This window comes from Algoriphagus terrigena DSM 22685 (assembly GCF_000429445.1).
Lineage (GTDB): Bacteria > Bacteroidota > Bacteroidia > Cytophagales > Cyclobacteriaceae > Algoriphagus > Algoriphagus terrigena.
The window spans coordinates 169,418-188,558 of record NZ_AUBW01000007.1 but is presented as its reverse complement, the minus strand read 5'-3'; the positions used below and the strand labels follow the sequence as shown (position 1 = coordinate 188,558).

Genomic DNA, 19,141 nt, shown 5'->3' with positions numbered 1-19,141 from the left:
TTTTTTCAACACCTTCTCAGATTTCGACGCCAAACCAATCGAGGAAACTCGCTTTCGACTTCTTGAACTCTGCAATGCCGAGGCTCTTGCTGGAACCTCTGATACGACTGATCTTTTTCCCCTTCCCGTCTCCTCAAAAAATTCTCTAAATGATTTAACCTTAAAAATAGAAACATATACAGAAGTTATCCCGTAATTGCAGGCTCAATCGCAATCGTATCGAATCAAGTATGACATGTTCACCCGCCATGCGAGATTCCATAGAACCGAAAAAACGATAATCAAATGAAAGGATATCTTGGAGAATTTGAGGAGCTGGTCCTGCTGACCATCGCCTCCCTACTGGACAATGCCTATGGTGTAAGCATCAAGACCTACATCGATGAGCGCACGTCCCGGTCGATCAGCATCGGTGCACTCCACTCCACGATCACCCGCCTGGAAGAGAAAGGTTACCTGTCTTCCCACCTGGGCGAGCCGACACAGGAGCGCGGAGGACGGAGCAAGCGCCTTTACGAAGTGACACAAACGGGCAAGCTTGCATTGCACCAGATGAAAAATCTCAGAGACGACCTCTGGGTCGCAGCCGCCCAAAATCTATCTCTTACAAAATAAGCAACACTAGACAGGATCAGTGCCTAACGAAAAGAATACTATTTAACACATGAAATCTAAAATTCAGCCCCCACGTCTTGCAGACAGTCTTTTCCTCTGGTATTGTGAGCGTGCATCGGTCGAGGACCTTCACGGCGATGTGGAAGAACTTTTCTACGCGGATCTGGAAAAGCATTCACTATTCAGAGCTAAGCTTAAGTACTGGCAGCGGATTTTTTCCCTGATTTTTTCCTATGCGTTGCGTCAGCGCAAGCGGAGAGCCGCCTATCACCCCTATTCCAGTGGCATTAACACTGCGATTCTTTCCAATTATTTCAAAACGGCGGTGCGCAATCTGGCCAAGAATAAGTTCTATGCAGGCCTCAATATCTTCGGGCTCTCGCTTGGGATGTCGCTCTCGCTGTTGTTTATCTCTATTCTGGTCTTCATCTATCGCTATGATAATTTCCATACCAAGCGTGACCAGATCTACCGCGTCATCACACAGGTTCATGATGACGTGGATAATCCGATCTACGCATCCACACCCGCTGACCTCGGATATGTGCTGGAGCAAGAACTTCCCGGGATCGAAAAAGTAGTTTCTATTCAAGGCACTTTAAATGGTGAGGCGGACTATGAGGAGAAGAAAATGCCGGTGCGGGGATATTTCACCGAACCGGAATTCTTTGAAGTGTTCGATTTCCCACTTTTGAAAGGCAATCCAGCCACAGCTCTCAAGGAACCCAACAGTATCTTGATCACGGAAAAAGAGGCTGAAAAGATCTTTGGCAGCAAGGACCCTGTGGGAGAAGTGCTGACGATTCCGCCCTACGGAGAGATGACGGTAACTGGAGTCTTGAAAGACGTCCCGAAAAACTCCCACCTGACCTTTGGAGCGCTCGCTTCGTATTCTACCTTGCTCAGCGCCGGACAACAAAATCAGCAGCTCAGCGAGGCTTCTTGGACGAATTTCACCGACTCTTACGTGTATTTTCTTTTGCCGGAAGGCTCTTCTTCGGATGCGGTCGAAAACTTCCTGAGCCAGCTGGCCAAGGATCGATATCCGAAAGACGATTTCCTGGCGAGTTTTTCTGTGCAAAGACTAAACGACATCGTACCGGGAGTCGAAGTCTACAATGCCATCGGACCAAGCTGGGACCACCTTTCCATCTTATTGGTAGCGTTGACGACGCTGATCATCCTGATTCCCGCATGCGCCAACTATGTGAATCTCTCGATCTCGCAGTCGCTCAAGAGGATGAAAGAGATCGGCGTGCGCAAGGTAATGGGCGGTCAGCGACGGCAGATCTTTTTTCAATTCATCGTGGAAACCACGCTGAGTATGATGATTGCGCTGTTTTTGTCCTACTTTTTCTTCGAATTGATCCGGGGTGAATTTCACAAGATGCTGGCTGAAGCGGACTCCATGGACATGACTCCCAATTTTATTACCCTCATTTGTTCCATAGGGTTTGCGCTTTTGGTTGGGGTCTTGGCGGGAATTGTGCCCGCTCTGTACTTTTCAAAAATCAACCCACTCAACGCCCTAAAGTCGATGGTGTCGATTCCGACACGGAAGTTTCGTCTGCCGGGTCGCAAGATCATGCTTACCGTTCAATATGGGATGTCACTGGGATTTATCATGGCCGTGGTGATCATGCTTCAGCAGTACCGGTACTCAATGAACTATGATTTTGGCTTTCGCCGGGAAAATATCCTCGATGTCGCTTTGCAGGACGTCAAGCCACAATTGTTCAGGAATGAATTCGGAAAGTTGGCTGCCGTTCAATCGATCTCCATGTCGTCTAATATTCTAGGGCTGGACTATAGCGCAGTGAAGTTCATCAAAGATGAAAGTCAGCAGGATTCCACTGCGGTGGCCACCATATCGATTGATGACAACTTCATTGACAATTTTGGCCTTCACTTGATCGCCGGCAGCAATTTCAGTTCGGACCAAAACAGCAATCTGCGACATATTATCATCAACGAAGAGATGGTCAAGGCCTTCAACCTGGGCGACGCATTCTCTGCAGTCGGCAAAACGCTGCTGTTGAATGATGACAAGGAAGTGTCGATCCTCGGTGTGGTGAAGAACTTTCATTACACGAGTCTGCGGCAGCCCATCGGCGCATTTTTCTTTACCTCTGATCCGAGCGAGTTTCAATATGCAAATCTCAGTATGCCATTGACTAACCGATTTGACGATCTGACGCAGATGGAAGTCGCCTGGAAGGCACTTGACAGCAATCACAAGGTGAAGGCCCAGTATTTCTCAGATGAAATCGGTGACGCTTATAGTTTTTACTTTGTGGTGATCAAACTCTGGGGCTTCCTAGGATTGCTGGCCGTTACCGTGGCGTCCATTGGATTACTCGGAACTGTCGCGTTTACCATCGGCAATCGGCTGAAGGAAGTCAGTATCCGAAAAGTGATGGGCGCATCAACAGAAAGCGTCGTATTCATGCTTTCAAAAGATTTTCTCCTGCTCATATTCATCGCGACAATCGTCACCGTCCCCATCGTTTACTTCCTGTTTACCAAGATTTTGGTTCAAATGCAGTATTACAGTGTTTCCGTTGGGGTTTCAGAAATCGTTGTCAGCGTCTTATTGTTGGCGATCTTGGGCCTTACCACGATATTCTCACAGACCATCCGCGCGGCAAATGCCAATCCTGTAGATCATATGAGAGGTGATTGATGGGTAATGCGCCTGTCAATCATCTCCTTACGATATTCTTAACCATCTTCGGAAAAATCAACCAATGAAACGGCAACACCGAATACCAGTAGAATCTGCCCCAAACACCGAGCGGGCGGAAGGTGGCGGTTTGCAGTAAAGTTGTTTTACCGTCCTTTTCTTTGATCTTGAATTCCAACCAAGCCTCTCCCGGCAGTTTCATCTCGGCATATAAAAGCAAGCGGCCCTCGGCTCTGTCTGCCACTAGTACCCGCCAAAAGTCAAGCGCATCACCCGTCCTCAGCTGATTATCACTTCGCCGTCCCCGACGAAGCCCAACACCACCGACCAGGACATCCAAAAAACCCCGAATGCCCCACATCCAATTCCCAAAATACCATCCCCGATTGCCTCCAATCGACCATATATTTTCAACGACTTCCTCCTTGTCGCGATCAAATGTTGTACTACGCTTGTCTGTAAACACGCCGTTCTCGGGCACCTGCACCCTGTCGGGGAAATTTCCCGTCATTCCAAAAAGTGAGCTGGCGTCTTTCCAGCTGGAAACGACGCTTTTCTGGCTGATCTTATCAAACGCGAGTTGCAATGCTTCGGTGTAGTCAAGCCGGCGGATGGGTACGATATCCAGGATTCGGTTGTCCTGACATATTACTTCATTTTTCATACTACTCACCAAACTCCTCGCCAGCGAAAAGGTAGTCGATGTCACCAGTAGCAGCCACAACGAGGAAAGTTTGGGCGTCAAAACGGGAACCGTTATGATAAAACGCCTGAGTCCTCTGACCTTGGCAAATCCCATTAACATCTCGTTATAAGTAAGGATTTCCGTACCACCGATGTCAAAGGTCTGCCCCAGAGCTCCGTCCTTCAGCATTACCTCGCTTAGATACTCGACGACGTTTCTTACGCCAATGGGCTGACATCTTGTGTTGAGCCATCTTGGCGCGATCATCACCGGAAGTTTTTCGACCAGATCACGGATGATTTCAAAGGAAGCACTGCCAGAACCGATGATGATAGCCGCCCGCAAGACTGTAAGCGGTGGTTTGGCTTTTCGCAGAATATCTTCCACATTCTTGCGGGAAAGCAGATGGTCAGACAGATCGCTATCATTTACAATCCCGCTCAGATAGATAAGTTGCTTGCAGCGTGTTCTATCGATAAACTGAACAAAATTCTCCGCTGACCTGGCCTCCATATCAGTGAAGTTTGGATTGGAGGAACTCATTGAGTGGACCAAGTAAAAGGCGACGTCGATGTCGGCCGTTACTTCTTTTAATGACTCAGGATCGTTCAGATCAACTTCGACCACCGACACGTTTTCTAAAAATTCTTCGGTAAAGTCTTCCCAATCAAATCTCCGGCGGTCACGAACCAAGCATACCACTTGGTGATTTTCTGCGACTAAAACAGGGAGTAGCCGCCTTCCAATATAACCTGTTGAGCCTGTGAGTAGGATTTTCATGAAAACATGGTCTATAACTTTAAGCTAGACATGCCACCGTCTACGTGAAATACCTGCCCGGTGATCCAGCTCGATTTCTCTAAAATCAAAAATTCTGCGAGGTCAGCCAAATCATCCGGACTGCCGATACGCTTGAGTGGATGACGTTGAGCATTTGCCGCTTTCTTTTCTTCACTGCTCAGAAGTGTGCCCGCCAGTGGCGTATCGGTGATAGACGGTGCGATGCAGTTGACTCTGATTTTCGGGGCAAATTCCGCCGCCAAGGCCCTTGTCAATCCCTCAATAGCGCCTTTGGAGGACGCGACTAACGAGTGAAAGTTAAATCCAGTCTGTACTGCTACCGTGGAAAATAGCACGATTGAGGGACTGGAGGCGTTTTTCAGTTTTGGTAAACAGGCTTGAATGACCTTTACCGCACCGAGCACCTGCAGCTGATAGTCCGTTATGAAATCCGTCGGCTTGATCCGGGCGAAAGGCTTCAAGTTGACTGCACCAGGGCAGTAAACCAGCCCATCCAACTCGTCTGGAGCAAGACTCAAATCCAATGATTCGTCCAGCACATTGACCTGTTGGATCTTTGCGAAGCCATCGCTATCGAGCGTTGTTCTGTTGAATGTGCCAAAGACGCGATGCCGGTCAGCAATCAGTTTTTTCGAAAGTGATAGGCCAATTCCTGAGGAAGCGCCGATTATTAAAATATTTGCCATACTGGAAAAACAGCCTTGTAATCAATTTGTTTGCACTTTCCCCAGTTAACCTTTGTCCGCACCTTTCCGCAGTGTGTCTATTTCCCTTTCCAGTCGGTCGATGGCTTCCATCTTAGCTGAATAAAGTTTCAAATCACCGGATCGCTGCACGTGCATGGCCTCTTCAAGTAGCCTTTTGCGCTTGTCTTCAAGGGATTGTATGGGATCTTTCTTGAAAAAGGAAAACATATCGGTTTTTTGCTTTAAGAACACATCCGAAGGGAAAAAGTTATCGTCGACCTTGCACCTAAATTCGATCCCCCACCCCACAGCTGCAGATTTATTGCCTTCACTCAATTGTATTTTCGCGTTGCAAATACATCCATTTGAACTAATTTCGAGTTCCAATTTTGAGTTATGACTGAAGAATCCGCCTCCTTAAATTTTATCGAACAACTCGTCGCAGACGATCTGGCTGCAGGCTTTCCCTCGGAGAAACTCCGCTTTCGCTTTCCTCCTGAGCCAAACGGCTACCTACATATCGGCCACGCGGCATCCATTTGCCTGAACTTTGGCCTCGGCGAGCAGCATCAAGCACCTGTAAATCTTCGCTTTGACGATACCAATCCCGCAAAAGAAGAGCAGGAATACGTCGACGCCATCAAGCGAGACATCCAGTGGCTGGGCTTCCAGTGGGCTAATGAATTGTATTCTTCCGACTACTTTCAGCAGCTGTATGACTGGGCGCTCCAGTTGATCAAAGAGGGGAAGGCTTATGTGGATGAGCAGTCCGCTGAGGTAATGGCCGCCCAAAAAGGTACGCCAACGACTCCGGGAGTTGCAGGCCCACACCGTGATCGGACAGTACAGGAAAACCTTGACTTATTCGAACGGATGAAAGCCGGGGAATTTGAACAGGGAAGCTATGTGCTTCGTGCCAAGATCGACATGGCGTCACCGAATATGCTGATGCGTGATCCGATCTTGTACCGGATTGTGAAGAAGGCCCACCACCGCACCGGCACTGATTGGGTGATCTATCCGATGTACGACTGGACGCATGGCGAGTCGGATTACATCGAGCAGATCTCCCATTCATTGTGTACGCTGGAGTTCAAGCCTCACCGTGAGCTGTACGATTGGTTTTTGGATCAAATCATCGATCCGACGCTTCTGAGACCCAGACAGCGGGAGTTTGCTCGTCGAAACCTGAGCTATACCGTGATGAGCAAGCGGAAGCTTCTGCAGCTCGTGGAAAGCAAAACAGTAACCGGTTGGGACGATCCGCGGATGCCGACGATCTCCGGCTTGAGACGAAGAGGCTATACGCCAGAGTCGATCCGGCATTTTAGCGATCTTTCGGGGATCTCCAAGCGCGACTCTGTGACAGATGTGTCGCTATTGGAATATTGCATCCGCGAGGATTTGAACAAGACAGCTACCCGTGTGATGGCCGTCTTGGATCCTGTGAAGTTGGTCATTACTAACTATCCTGCCGGAAAGACAGAGATACTCGAAGCCGAAAACAATCCAGAAGATCCAAACTCGGGCACGCATGAACTTCCCTTTTCAGGCGAACTCTACATCGAGCGGGAAGACTTCAAAGAGGAAGGTGGGAACAAGTTTTTCCGCTTGTCTTTGGGAAATGAAGTTCGTCTTAAAAGTGCTTATATCATCAAAGGAGAATCTGTGGTGAAGGATACCAATGGAACTATTTTGGAGATTCACTGCACGGCTGACTTGGATTCAAAGTCAGGAAGCGGCACAGAAGCCAGCACTAGAAAAGTGAAAGGTACCCTGCATTGGGTGTCGATACCGCACGCGATTAAAGCAGAAGTTCGGGAGTACGATCGCCTTTTCCTGGAAGAAGCTCCAGACAGCCACGAGGACAAGAACTTCATGGAGTTCGTCAATCCTGATTCTCTGAAAGTGATCAACGAAGCCTATTTGGAGCCTTTTCTGAAAGAAGCCAGCGTGGGCGATAAGTTCCAGTTTCAGCGCTTGGGTTACTTTACCGTGGATAAAGATTCTACAGCGGACAAGTTGGTGTTTAACAAAACGGTTGGTTTGCGGGATTCTTGGGCCAAGCAGAACCCCGCTCCTGCCCCAACTCCACAGGCCAGCCAACCAAAGCCAACCAATCAAGGTGGTGGACAGGATCAGGGACAGCGAAGTGCGCTGAATGAGATTCAAAAGATCGCCAAGAAATACACCAACCTCTCCGGAGATAAGCTCGAAGCTGCGAGGACTGACATCGCCAGACTGGCGGAGGAAGTGAGCTACGAAGAACTGGAGCCCCTATTTCAGACCGCTGCCAAAAAAGTAGGAACCCGCATCGGCGCGATGATCACCCTGGGAGTTTTGCTGAACAAAGGTCAAGCGAGAAATGCTGAGATCGAGGCGTTTATCGCAGCTGGATTGGCGGATGAGGACGCGCAGCTGGTCGAAGAAGCGAAGGTAGTTTCCAGTGGTCTGCCTAAGTGATCAGTATTCAGTCTCAGTTGCAGTAAAAAGAAATCGCCCGTTGAACAATTCATCGAGCGATTTTCTATTCTGGGTGTTTCAGCTTCTTCGGGCCTATTCGGAACTTATGCTAGTTTCTTGATACTATCGTCTTAATCAACCGCCGCCTCTTTGTTATACTTGGTTCGGTACTCTAGCGGAGACATGCCGGTGACTTTTCTGAAAACCTCACGAAAAGCCTTCGGATCTGAATAACCCACCTCAAACATCACTTCGTTGATTTGCTTTCGGCTGGTTTCAAAAGCCTTCTTCGCCGCTTCCATCTTTACCCGCTGGGTATATACCACAGGTGAATTTCCTGTGGCTTTGATAAACCTCCGGTCAAAATTCCGCCGACCAACAGCCAAACTGGATGACAGGCGTTCGATGGAGATCTTCTCTTCGAGATGGTGCTCGATGTATTGCTGTGCTTCTTTGATCAGTTCGTCACCGTGCGCCTTTTGTCCCTGAAAGATGATGAATTCCGATTGGCTCTCTCTGTCCATTTCGATTTGGAAGACCTTCGAACAAAATATCGCCGTCTGCCTGTCGAAGTATTTCTCGACCAGATACAGCATCAGGTTTAGAAAAGAATAGGCTCCCCCGTTGGTGTATATCCCGTTTTCATCAGTAATCAGTCTGTCTGGCTGCAAGGTGATATGAGGAAACATCGTTCTGAACCGGTCTGCAAAAGCCCAATGTGTAGAGCAACTTTTCCCATCCAACAAGCCGGATGCAGCCAAAAGAAACGCACCTGTACAAACACTCGCTATCTCCGCACCTTCGCGATTTTGAGCGACCAGCCAGTCGATGACGGGTTTGTTACCTTTAATCGCTTCCTCGTAATTATGATTGAGCGAAGGAATGATGATCAAATCGGTCTTTTCAATTTCCGTGACCAGCCGTTGCGGCTTGACGGTAAACAAGCCTCCGTGAAAGTCCACTTCCTTGGAAATCCCAACCAATTCTATGTCGTATAGCTCCGATTTTCCTTGTTCCGCCGCGTAAGCATTTGCTCTTTTGAGGATTTTATAGGCGCCGACGATACTGCTGAGATTGTTTTGCCCCTCCGGCACTAAGATACTGATATGCTTCATGATCCTCTTTTTTCTAAATTTACAAAAGGGCATTGTCCAAATCAACCCGCGACAGGGTATTTTTTACTGCAATCAATGGCTTGGGTCACTTGTTGAAATCAGGATACGGCAATCCTTTACCCGTTTCACAAAGTAGCCTTAGACTTCGGAGGAAAAGTGCCCAATCAAAGCTGCACGAAGCAAAACTGAGTGAATAACTCTCCCATCCCTCGTGACGAAACAGGAGCCACGATCCTTTGACATGTGGCTCCAGATCGAAGGAAACGGTAGTTCCAATCCAGTCTTCATACCCTTTGACGCATTCCCATTTTACTTTGCTGTACGGCTGGAGTTCTACGATCTTCATTTCTTTGGAGTAGTCCGGCTCAAACTGAAATCTAGCGATGCTTCCAAGCTCGGGTGTAGCTGTCGTTTGCGGAGTCCACCAACCTGCCAAACCTTCCTGCTTGGTCAATGCCTCGAAGACCGTTTCCACCGGCGCCTTTATAAGAAAGCGGTGGTAGATGCTTTTCGTGGCTGAATCTTCAGCCTTAGCCTCTTTGTTGGCAGTGCTGCTTGCCGCGATGCCTTCTTTCGGTGTGGGGCTACCCTTCCCTTTGATAGTCAGATCTTTCAGACTCCCTTGGATGTAATGTGTCCATGCATCATGGCATATATTAAAGCATTCATATTCAGGCACTAATCCCTGATGTGTAAAATCCAGTTGTGTCTTTCCGTCTTTCGAAGAGATCTCAAAAAGGATCGTGTCACCCGTCCATTCGCTCTGATCTTTTGTGAATTTGAAATAGTTGTCAAGGACCTTCCAAGCTACTTTTTTGGCTGGGACCAACTCAATGATCTTCATCTTGCAGCGGTGCACATCTTCGTAGTGGTATGAAAACTCACCACCAAGCTGATCGGTCGGTCCTTCAATATTTTCTGACCACCAACCACGGACATTGTTTATGGCTGCAAAAACCTGCTCAGGTGTGGCGTCGACTACGATTCTTGTTGTAAAATCCTGATTTTCCATGAGATATAGCTTTGAATAAGACTTACTTTTTCAAAAGTATAAACAACAAATCAGTCCAAGAGGGTGTAAAATGGACTTTGTAACAGGTCGATTTGGACAAGCGAGAAACTAGGTGGCTACTTACCTTTGGCCGCTCACCGTTTATAGCAGACCCATCTCAACTCACTGATCACCGCGGCCTACCGCGGCCAACTGTCTGGAGGAATATTCCGATGGAAGCACCTCAAATTCCGCTTTAAAATGCTTCGCAAAGTATTTGGCGTTGTTATATCCTACACGATAGGCCACTTCGGCGACATTCAACTGGCTTTTGGTAAGCAGCTGCGCCGCCCGCTGCATCCGGATCAGACGGATGAATTCAATCGGACTCTTTCCCGTGAGGGATTGCAGCTTTTTATACAGGTGAACCCGGCTCATGCCCAGTTCGGAACTTAAGAATTCTACGGACAATTGAGTGTCGTCCAGATGTTTTTCCACGAGTTCTACTGCTTTTTGGATCAGCAGATCATCCATCGAGACGACGTCAACCTCGGTTGCGTTAATCTCGATCTTTTTACGGTTTTGCTCCTGGATCATTTTCCGTTCACGCAGCAGGTTTTTAACACTGAGCTGCAGAACTTCCAGATTAAAAGGCTTGGTGAGGTAGAGGTTGCAACCGCTGTCGAGTCCCCTGAGCAGGTTTTCCTCTGATTTCTTGGCAGTCAGGAGGATCACCGGAATGTGCGAGGTCATCATATCGCCCTTTATCCGCTGACAGAGTTCTTTGCCGTCCATCATGGGCATCATCCAGTCCGAAATCACCAGATCCGGAATCTGCTCCTGTGCGATTTCCCATGCCTGCATGCCGTTGGCGGCAGTCAGCACCTGGTAGGATTCGGAGAGGCAATCCTTTAGATAGTTTCTAAACTCGCGGTGATCTTCGACGATCAATATGCTGTCTTTCTGCGATTGGGAAAAAGCCGCATCAGGCAGCGTATTTTCGTCCCAGTCTTCCGGTAGAATCAGCCCAATCGGCATCGTCAGGGTAAAAGTCGACCCCTTGCCCAGCTCACTTTCTACTTCGATGACTCCTCCCATGATCTTGGCAAAATCCTGGGCCAGCGAGAGCCCGATTCCGCTTCCCTGGTTCAGCTGGTGGCCGTGACCTTCGGTAGTGAAGAACCGGTCAAAGACTTTCTTTTGATCTTCCGCAGAGATGCCCACTCCGGTATCTGACACGGACAAGGACAACACACCCTTCTCTTCGTGCTCGACAAGGAGATCTAACTTGACGGTGATCTTGCCGTCTTCAGGTGTAAACTTGAAGGTATTGGAAAGCAGGTTAAAGATGATCTTTTCCAGCTTGTCTGAGTCAAAGATTGCCTGCTGGGCCTCCAGGTCAGATTCGAATCGCAGTTGAATATTCTGATTTTCAGAAAGTTCATTGAAGTCTGCTATGCTTTCTCTTACAAACTGAACGATATCTCCCTCAGACGGGTGGAAAGCCAGGGCTCCTTTGTCCACGTTTTTCACGTCCAAGAGCTGATTGATCAGTTTGAGCAGTCGTCGAGCATTTCGCTGGATGATCTTGTATTGACCCGTCAGCATCGAATCCTTAGAGATAGAAATCAAGTGCTCCGCGGGAGTCAGGATCAGCGACAGTGGTGTGCGGAATTCATGGCTGAGATTGGTAAAAAACTTGGTTTTCAATTTGTCCAGTTCCTGCACCCGTTTGGCTTCCCGAATGGCATTTTCCCGCTCAAGCTTCTCTTTGTGACGGGTGAGAAGTTGATTTCTGAAAAAGTAAGCCAGCGTAGCCAGCACCACCAAATACAGAAAATACGCAATCGGTGTCCTCCAAAAAGGCGCTTGAATCACGATTGCCAGCTTGTACTCATCAGTGCTCCAGCCGTCCAAAACTGTCCCCGGCTGCACTACCAGCGTGTAGTTGCCTGGATCCAAGTTTGTAAAGGTGACTTTTGCCAACTCGTCGTTGAGATAGATCCAGTCATCGGTAAATCCGATCAACTTGTAGCGGTACTTATTCTTCTCAGGGTAGAGAAAGTTAAGCGCGCTGAATCCGATGCTGAACATGTTCTCGTCATGCTTGAGCACCAGCTTTTCGGTGTTTTCAAGAGTTTTGGTCAGCAAGACCCGACTCCCGATTTCCTCTCCTACCTCTACGTTCTCATTGAACAGTTGGAAATAGGTGAAGACCACCGCCGGGTTGTTTTGCTCAAAGGCAAAATTCTCCGACTTGAAGATATTGTAGCCATTTGGCCCTCCAAAGAGGAACTCGCCGGCCTTGGTCTTGATCGCCGAGTTCTTGTTGAAAAGGGAGGCCTGCAAGCCGTCTTTCTGATCAAAATTCTGAAAGACAATCTGAAACGGCCTGGAATGCCGCTTGACCTGCGCATAGGTCAGCCCGTTTTGAGAGCTGATCCAGAGGTTTCCCTGGTCGTCGTCCAGGACATCGACCAAGTAGTTGGAGGGCAGTCCTTCCTCCTGTCCATAGTGGACAAACAGGCTGTCCTGAGGATCGAAATAATGCAGGCCCTTTTGTGTAGTCAACCAGATAACTCCCTGCGCGTCGGCGAAAAGTTCGGTGAAATTGGCTTCCCTAAGGCCATTGCCCTGCGTCTCGGAATAATATGAAGTGGTGTTTTTATCGTAATTGATCACATTCAGGCCACTGCCTCCCGATATCCAGATATTTCCAGCCAAATCTTCTGCGAAGCCTGTGATGTACTGATTGTGTAGCCTAAAAGGCTCACTTCCGGCGGGATAATTGTGAAAAGTCCTGCGGTCGGGCGAGAGCATCGACATGCCAGACCGCAGTGTTCCGATCCAGATTCGATGTTTACTGTCTTCGAAAAGCTTCCAGATATTCGGCCCTGGAAGTCCATTGGTGTCTCCCTGCTTGTAGCGGAAATTGGTGAAGGAATGGCCGTCAAATTTCCCCAAACCGTTGAGGTAGGTTCCGATCCATAGAATTCCCTCGTGATCCAGCATCAGATCCACGATCACATCGCCAGTCAGGCTTTTAGGATCTTCTGGGTTGTGCCGGAATTGCTTGTATCGGTTGTTTTTTCGGTCGTGATAGAAAAGCCCCCCGCCGTTTGTTCCGATGTAGAGATTTCCCAAGCTATCCTCGACGAATGCGTTGACGTCATTGAATGGCAGGGAATTGTGTTCGGAAAAGTTTTTTCGTACATGCGAGAATCTGAGCAGACCCTGATGGTAGTAGGACACACCTTTTTTGTGGGTTCCAATCCAGACGATTTCCTCAGAATCCTTGTACAGAGCGTACACGACGTTGTGGGGCATCGATGATTCCGGATTGGCCTGGTTGTCAAAGAACCGGACTGTCTTGGATTCTTTATTGATCTGGTTGATGCCGCCGTGATCGGTGCCTAGCCAGATTTGGCCTTTTTTGACTTCCACCACTGCCTTCACCATGTCGTTGTTCAGCTGAAGTGGGCCTTCATTTTCCCGGCAGACCATGATCTCGTGACTGATGCCATCTACCCAAAATACCCCCAAGTCACGCTCCGGATCAAATATCCATGCATCCCCCTCCGAATCCATTACCAGTTCATAACTGCCCAAGGCAGGGATTTTGGTTTTGGGAAGTCTCAGTGTCTTGGTGACGATCAGACGATTGGGGTCGATCAGTTCGATGATGCCGCTTTGGTTGATCGCCCAGATCATCCCATCGGGAGATTCTGCGATGGCGGCGATCTGATCTGAGGCTAGACTTCCGCTGGTAGATCCCGCTCTGAGGTATTGGGTTTCCTTGGTGCTGGGGTCAAAGATGCTGATGCCCTTTTGGGTATGGGTAAACCAAAACCGGCCTTGGCGGTCGTGCATCACCATACCGATCGTGTCGGATGCCAGATGGTATTGGTTGGTGAATTTCGCCGATCCGCGGGTAAATTTCCCGCTTTCGTGATCATAGACGTCGTAAGTCCCGTTGACATTTTTCACCCAAAGCTTCTCGTCCGGGCCAACGGCGAGTTTGATGATCGTGTTGTGGGAAATGGAAGTGGTATCCTTGCTGTTGAAAAAAGACTTGACACGCGTGCCATCATAGCGATACAATCCGAAGGCCGTCCCGTACCACATCATTCCGTCGCTGTCCCTGATAATCGACAGTACATTGGCATTGGACAAGCCCAACTCTTCGTCCAGATTGCGAAATACAAGCTCTTCCGACTGTGATTGGCCACTGACAGGATGAAACAGCATAGTCCAACCCAAGCAAATCCCCACTACTACACCTTGCACTATTCTTCTCATAGCTATTTTGAATGGCGGACAAATCTCGATATTTTCTCTTTAGGATTTTGCCAATCTCTTTTATACACAGTACAATCCCAAAAGAAACAAAAAAGTCTGGCCAATGAAAACCCGGCTGGACTTTAGCTGATTTATGTCAAAAGTAATCGCTAAAGATCCAATGAGCATTTCCGTGGCGCATGTTTTGCCACCTACCACATGTGGCAAATTGAGCCGACTGGTCTACTTTATTCACCGTTGTTAGCTTAGCTCTACGGGAAAGCAAAAGTGTCTATCTTTTAGAAGCTTATACCAACAATCTGAACTTCCATGAAAATATTTGAATGCGGAAATTGCTCCAACCCGCTGTTTTTTGAAAACACCCGCTGTGAAAAATGCGGACACTTTTGCGGATTTTCAGTTACAGATCTGAAGATGTTGAGCTTTGTCTCGACAGAAGTTTCAATGATTTCGGATCGGGAAAGGAGGCCCTATAACTACTGTAAAAACCAACAATTCGGCGTCTGCAACTGGCTCATACCTGCGGAAGATGACCGGGAGTTCTGTGAAGCCTGCGCACTCAACCGGACCATCCCTGATCTCTCGGACGACGAAAATTTCAAAAAATGGCAAAAGCTGGAAGTGGCAAAGCACCGCTTGGTCTATCAGCTCGCAAGACTAAACCTTGCCTTGCCCAGCAAGATCACCGACGAAGCCAATGGCTTGTGTTTCGATTTTATCTCGCGGCAGGGTGACGTCGATATCATGACCGGTCATGCGAATGGCGTGGTTACCATCTTGCTGTCAGAGGCAGATTCGGTGCATCGTGAGCTGATGAGAACGCAAATGTCAGAGCCTTACCGAACGCTGATCGGCCATTTCCGCCACGAAGTAGGTCATTATTACTGGGATCAGCTCCTGGCGTCAGACACGCGAAAGCTTGACGCATTTAAAAAACTGTTTGGCGACGAGAGCTTGGACTATGGAGAAGCGCTAAACTCTTACTATCAGAATGGAGCTCCGATCAATTGGCAGCAGCAATACATCAGCGAGTACGCGACCGCTCATCCCTGGGAAGACTGGGCGGAGAGCTGGGCGCATTACCTGCATATCATGGATATGGCCGAGACTGCGCACTTTTTTGGAGTTTCCGTCAAGCCTAAGTTGAGTTCAAAAAGTCTTCGGGGCGCGATCGACGAAGATCCGTATACGGTCTCCAGATTTGAGAAAATCTTCGATCGATGGATGCCTGTGTCCTTTGTTATCAACAGTCTAAACCGCTCGATGGGAATACCGGACGCTTATCCATTTGTTGTCAGTCCGCCCGTGATCGAAAAGATGAGATTCATTCATGAGCTGATTAGGAATGGGAAGTAGCTTTCGGAGAACAGTTTGGAAGTAAATTCCCTAACGCCAACAAGTCCCAACGTCCAAAAAAACCACTTTGCCCGATGAAAGTAAGTGCTCCGAAGATTGGAGATTGAATGCTGTTATATAAGTCAACAATTGACCTCTAGGCCGATCTTTTTATACCAACTCAAGACCTCGCTTGAGCGCAAGCAGACACAAAGCGTACATTTTTGGACAGTCTATTTCTTCATCATCCCGCATCCTGGCCTCTCCTGCCTCATTTGACTGGTTGGCATGGATTTGAATACTACAATTAGGAATCAATTACATGGGGATGAAAGAATTTCAACTTGGGGAATTTGAAGAGCTGGTCCTGCTCACCGTGGGCATCCTCTACCAGGAAGCCTACGGAGTCGCAATCAAAAAAGAAATGGAACAGCGCCTGACACGAGGAGTCCGCGTCGGTGCCTTGCAAACCGCCTTGCAACGCCTTGAGAAAAAAGGATATCTAAAATCCTCTGACGAAGCCGGAACCCAGGAGCGAGCTGGTCGCCCTAAGCGGTTTTACCATCTCAATATGGCAAGAGCGCGCTGGAACATGCACGCCAAACCCGGGAAGTACTTTGGCAGGCAATACCGGACGTGGTCTGGAATCTGAAAACCGCATTTTGATCCCATGAAATCGAGCATATCACGGACAACACACAGGAAGATGATTAAAACTGTTCGAGACAGGCTATGTGGCCAATAAAAATCAATTGTAAACACATGAAAGACACTCCTGATCTGCCTCCTCGCCTGCCACTCCGATTCTTTCGAGCCTTTTGCGACCCTCAGATTCGTGACTTTATCGAAGGTGACCTAATCGAACTGCACCGTGAACGCATCGCATCGATCGGAAAACGGAAAGCAAACCTTCGATTTTCAAAAGATGTCCTTCTCCTGTTTCGTCCCGGCATCATCCGACCCCTTGGCTTTTCTTCAAACCTAAACCACAGCGCCATGTACCGCAACTATTTCAAGATAGGATTCCGAAACATCCTCAAATACAAGACTTTCTCTTTCATCAACATCTTTGGACTAGCTCTGGCCATGTCGGTCAGTATGCTGATCCTGATGATGCTCGCAGATCAAAACCGCTACGATCAGTTTCACGAAAAGAAGGATCGTATCTACCGCGTCCTGTCAGATTACGAGGGTTCAAAAAATCACTATGCCACCTCTCCTCAACCGCTGGCAGCGGCATTGGCTGAATACCCCGCGGTAGAGGCCACCGCTAAACTCATCCCTTCTATAGGTGGTGACGCCTCCTATGACGAGAAGACCAAGCAAATCGGCGGATACTTCACAGATCCGGAGTTCTTTTCCATCTTCAGCTTTGAGTTGGAGTCGGGCAATCCAGCTTCGGCACTGTCTCAGCCCTATTCGATGGTGATCAGTCAGGAAGTAGCAGAACTCCTTTTTGGTAACGAAGATCCAATCGGCAAGGCGATCCAATTTACCGATCGCAAAGTACCCTTCCCGCTTGGCGGTGACGCTCCGGCTGCCCCGGCGACTGATTGGGGGAATTTCACGGTTACCGGTGTGATCGATGTCTCCAAGTACGATTCTCACCTCACCTTTGATGTATTGGCGTCCAGCAGTACGCTGCCCTCACTCATCACGGCTGCGAAACTCGAGGATCGCCGGGAGGACTGGCAATTTTATTTCCAGTCCTACACCTACGCGCTGCTCCAGGAAGGCAAGTCCAGCGATGATCTCGCGAACGCGCTGAATGATATTGTAAAACGAAAGGAAACCGAGATGAAGTCCGAGCATACCAGTGGATTTAAGATGGATCCACAGGCGCTCTCGGATGTGGCCCTCGGACTAGCCAACAACGACACCAACTTCCGGTTGCCGATGTTTGCCTATTATTTTCTTGCCGGATTGGCACTGGTCATCCTCGCATCCGCCTGTCTCAACTATACTAACCTTTCGATAGCGAGAGCCCTGACGCGAGCCAAAGAAATTGGCATCCGCAAAGTCACCGGCGCACTCCGTAAGAATCTCGTGGTTCAGTTTCTTACAGAATCTGTGTTGACTGCTCTGCTCTCATTGACGATTGCCTTTGTATTGCTTCTGGCCCTGATTCCCTCTTTTAAGGGGCTCTGGGTCAATCAATACCTGAACTTTGACCTTCCGTTTATTCCTTCGCTCTTTCTGGGATTTATCCTGTTGGCTATCGTCGTGGGAATCATTGCTGGCATTTATCCCGCACTTTTTCTCTCCGGCTATCAACCGATCAAGGCATTGAAGAGTCTCTCTGATGCCGGCGGCTCGGGGAAGCTACGGCTTCGCAAAGTATTGGGTGTGTCCCAGTTTGTCGTGTCGCTTTTTTTCATCACTACTTCAATCCTGATCTACAATCAGTTCAAGCACTACATGGCTTTTGACTATGGATTCCAATCCGAAAATATCGTCAATATCCCGCTCCAAGGAATGGACTACCAAAAGCTCCGCGGCGAGCTCGAACGTGTGTCCGGCGTATCCACCATCTCGGCCTGCGACATCATTCCGGCGACGGGGACCAACAACAACAATGAGCTCAAGGTCCTTGGCGAGACTTCAGAGTTTGCAGCTGTCGGCGTGTTGAACATCGACCGGAATTTTCCAGAAAATCTGGGAATCGAACTGGTCGCCGGAGAAAACTTCTCAGCCAATGAGCAATCCGCCGCCACGCAGATCCTGGTCAACGAAACAATGGTCAAAGATTTGGGCTACCCTTCTGCGGACGCCCTGGTTGGAACCCAGTTTGAAACCAAATGGGGAGATGAGCTTTTGGTGGTAGCCGGAGTGGTGAAGGATTTCAGGTACAAACTTCTGATGAACGAAGATGCCATCTCGCCTATGATGCTGCGCTACAATCCGACACAGTTTCAATATGTGAATGTGAAAATCGCCTCTCCGGATCTGATGAAGACAATCAGCGAACTGGAAAGCCACTGGAAGGAACTGGACCCGGTGCATCCCTTCCGCTATGAGTTTCTCGATCAGGAGATTGAAGCTACCCACAAAGGAATCTTCGATGTGGTGTCTATCCTTGGCTTCATCTCCTTCTTGGCCATCTTCATAGCCTGTCTGGGACTGCTGGGCATGACTACCTATACTGCTGAGCGCAAAACCAAGGAAGTGGGAATCCGCAAGTTTCTCGGTGCAGACAACTTCAGCATCACGCTGCTCCTGAGTAAAGGCTTCCTGCAAATGCTGGTGATATCAGTGATTCTCGGCGCTCCGCTGAGTTATTTTGTAAACACGATGTGGCTGGAGAATTTCCCAAACCGGGTTGGATTCGGGATCGGAACGGTGGCTTTGGGATCACTGGTTCTCTTGATCTTGGGAGCATTGACCATCTCGTCCCAGACGATCCGCGTATCCAAGGCGAAGGTGGTCGATACCTTAAAGATGGACTAGCTAGCCGTACGGTCAATAAAA

At 48.7% G+C, this 19,141-nt stretch carries 12 protein-coding genes; 6 read left to right on the top strand and 6 right to left on the bottom strand.

From position 1 onward, the window contains the following. The first annotated feature begins 285 nt into the window (after nucleotides 1-285). Nucleotides 286-615 (top strand): PadR family transcriptional regulator, encoded by a 330-nt coding sequence (locus tag G459_RS0108005; protein ID WP_026967185.1) that lies wholly within the window; start codon nucleotides 286-288, stop codon nucleotides 613-615. A gap of 49 nt (nucleotides 616-664) precedes the next feature. Beyond that, complete coding sequence (locus G459_RS0108000) at nucleotides 665-3,298, top strand: ABC transporter permease (protein ID WP_026967184.1); 2,634 nt, start codon at nucleotides 665-667, stop codon at nucleotides 3,296-3,298. A 19-nt stretch (nucleotides 3,299-3,317) separates the two neighbouring features. On the opposite strand, the gene G459_RS0107995 is transcribed toward G459_RS0108000, so the two are convergent. The 3 genes from G459_RS0107995 to G459_RS0107985 are packed head-to-tail and all read right to left on the bottom strand — an operon-like array spanning nucleotide 3,318 to nucleotide 5,698. Beyond that, nucleotides 3,318-4,763 (bottom strand): SDR family oxidoreductase, encoded by a 1,446-nt coding sequence (locus G459_RS0107995; protein ID WP_026967183.1) that lies wholly within the window; start codon nucleotides 4,761-4,763, stop codon nucleotides 3,318-3,320. Nucleotides 4,764-4,774: 11 nt separating this feature from the next. Continuing rightward, nucleotides 4,775-5,470 (bottom strand): SDR family NAD(P)-dependent oxidoreductase, encoded by a 696-nt coding sequence (locus G459_RS0107990; RefSeq protein WP_026967182.1) that lies wholly within the window; start codon nucleotides 5,468-5,470, stop codon nucleotides 4,775-4,777. A gap of 45 nt (nucleotides 5,471-5,515) precedes the next feature. Beyond that, the gene (locus G459_RS0107985; protein WP_026967181.1) at nucleotides 5,516-5,698 is read right to left on the bottom strand and encodes a DUF6435 family protein; all 183 of its coding nucleotides are present in this window, start codon (nucleotides 5,696-5,698) and stop codon (nucleotides 5,516-5,518) included. A gap of 168 nt (nucleotides 5,699-5,866) precedes the next feature. Between G459_RS0107985 and G459_RS0107980 the strand changes: the two genes are divergently transcribed. Then, a complete protein-coding gene (locus tag G459_RS0107980; protein WP_026967180.1) occupies nucleotides 5,867-7,933 on the top strand; it encodes a glutamine--tRNA ligase/YqeY domain fusion protein in 2,067 nt (688 codons plus the stop codon). Between the two features lie 131 nt (nucleotides 7,934-8,064). Here the strand turns inward: G459_RS0107980 and G459_RS0107975 are convergent, their stop codons facing one another. From G459_RS0107975 to G459_RS0107965, 3 genes are all read right to left on the bottom strand, one after another. Beyond that, complete coding sequence (locus G459_RS0107975) at nucleotides 8,065-9,048, bottom strand: GlxA family transcriptional regulator (protein ID WP_026967179.1); 984 nt, start codon at nucleotides 9,046-9,048, stop codon at nucleotides 8,065-8,067. A gap of 85 nt (nucleotides 9,049-9,133) precedes the next feature. Next, a complete protein-coding gene (locus tag G459_RS0107970; RefSeq protein WP_026967178.1) occupies nucleotides 9,134-10,060 on the bottom strand; it encodes an SRPBCC family protein in 927 nt (308 codons plus the stop codon). 162 nt (nucleotides 10,061-10,222) lie between these two features. Beyond that, on the bottom strand, nucleotides 10,223-14,338 hold the full coding sequence (locus tag G459_RS0107965) for a hybrid sensor histidine kinase/response regulator transcription factor (RefSeq protein WP_084454424.1): 4,116 nt from the start codon (nucleotides 14,336-14,338) through the stop codon (nucleotides 10,223-10,225). Between the two features lie 309 nt (nucleotides 14,339-14,647). Here G459_RS0107965 and G459_RS0107960 point away from each other — a divergent pair, with 309 nt between their 5' ends. The 3 genes from G459_RS0107960 (at nucleotide 14,648) to G459_RS0107950 (ending at nucleotide 19,120) form a co-directional block, all read left to right on the top strand. Next, complete coding sequence (locus G459_RS0107960; RefSeq protein ID WP_026967176.1) at nucleotides 14,648-15,694, top strand: zinc-binding metallopeptidase family protein; 1,047 nt, start codon at nucleotides 14,648-14,650, stop codon at nucleotides 15,692-15,694. Between the two features lie 307 nt (nucleotides 15,695-16,001). Beyond that, nucleotides 16,002-16,325 (top strand): PadR family transcriptional regulator, encoded by a 324-nt coding sequence (locus tag G459_RS27065; RefSeq protein ID WP_342664322.1) that lies wholly within the window; start codon nucleotides 16,002-16,004, stop codon nucleotides 16,323-16,325. 110 nt (nucleotides 16,326-16,435) lie between these two features. Next, nucleotides 16,436-19,120: an ABC transporter permease gene (locus tag G459_RS0107950; RefSeq protein WP_051315126.1), complete on the top strand. Its 2,685-nt coding sequence runs from the start codon at nucleotides 16,436-16,438 to the stop codon at nucleotides 19,118-19,120. The last annotated feature ends 21 nt before the right edge of the window (nucleotides 19,121-19,141 follow it).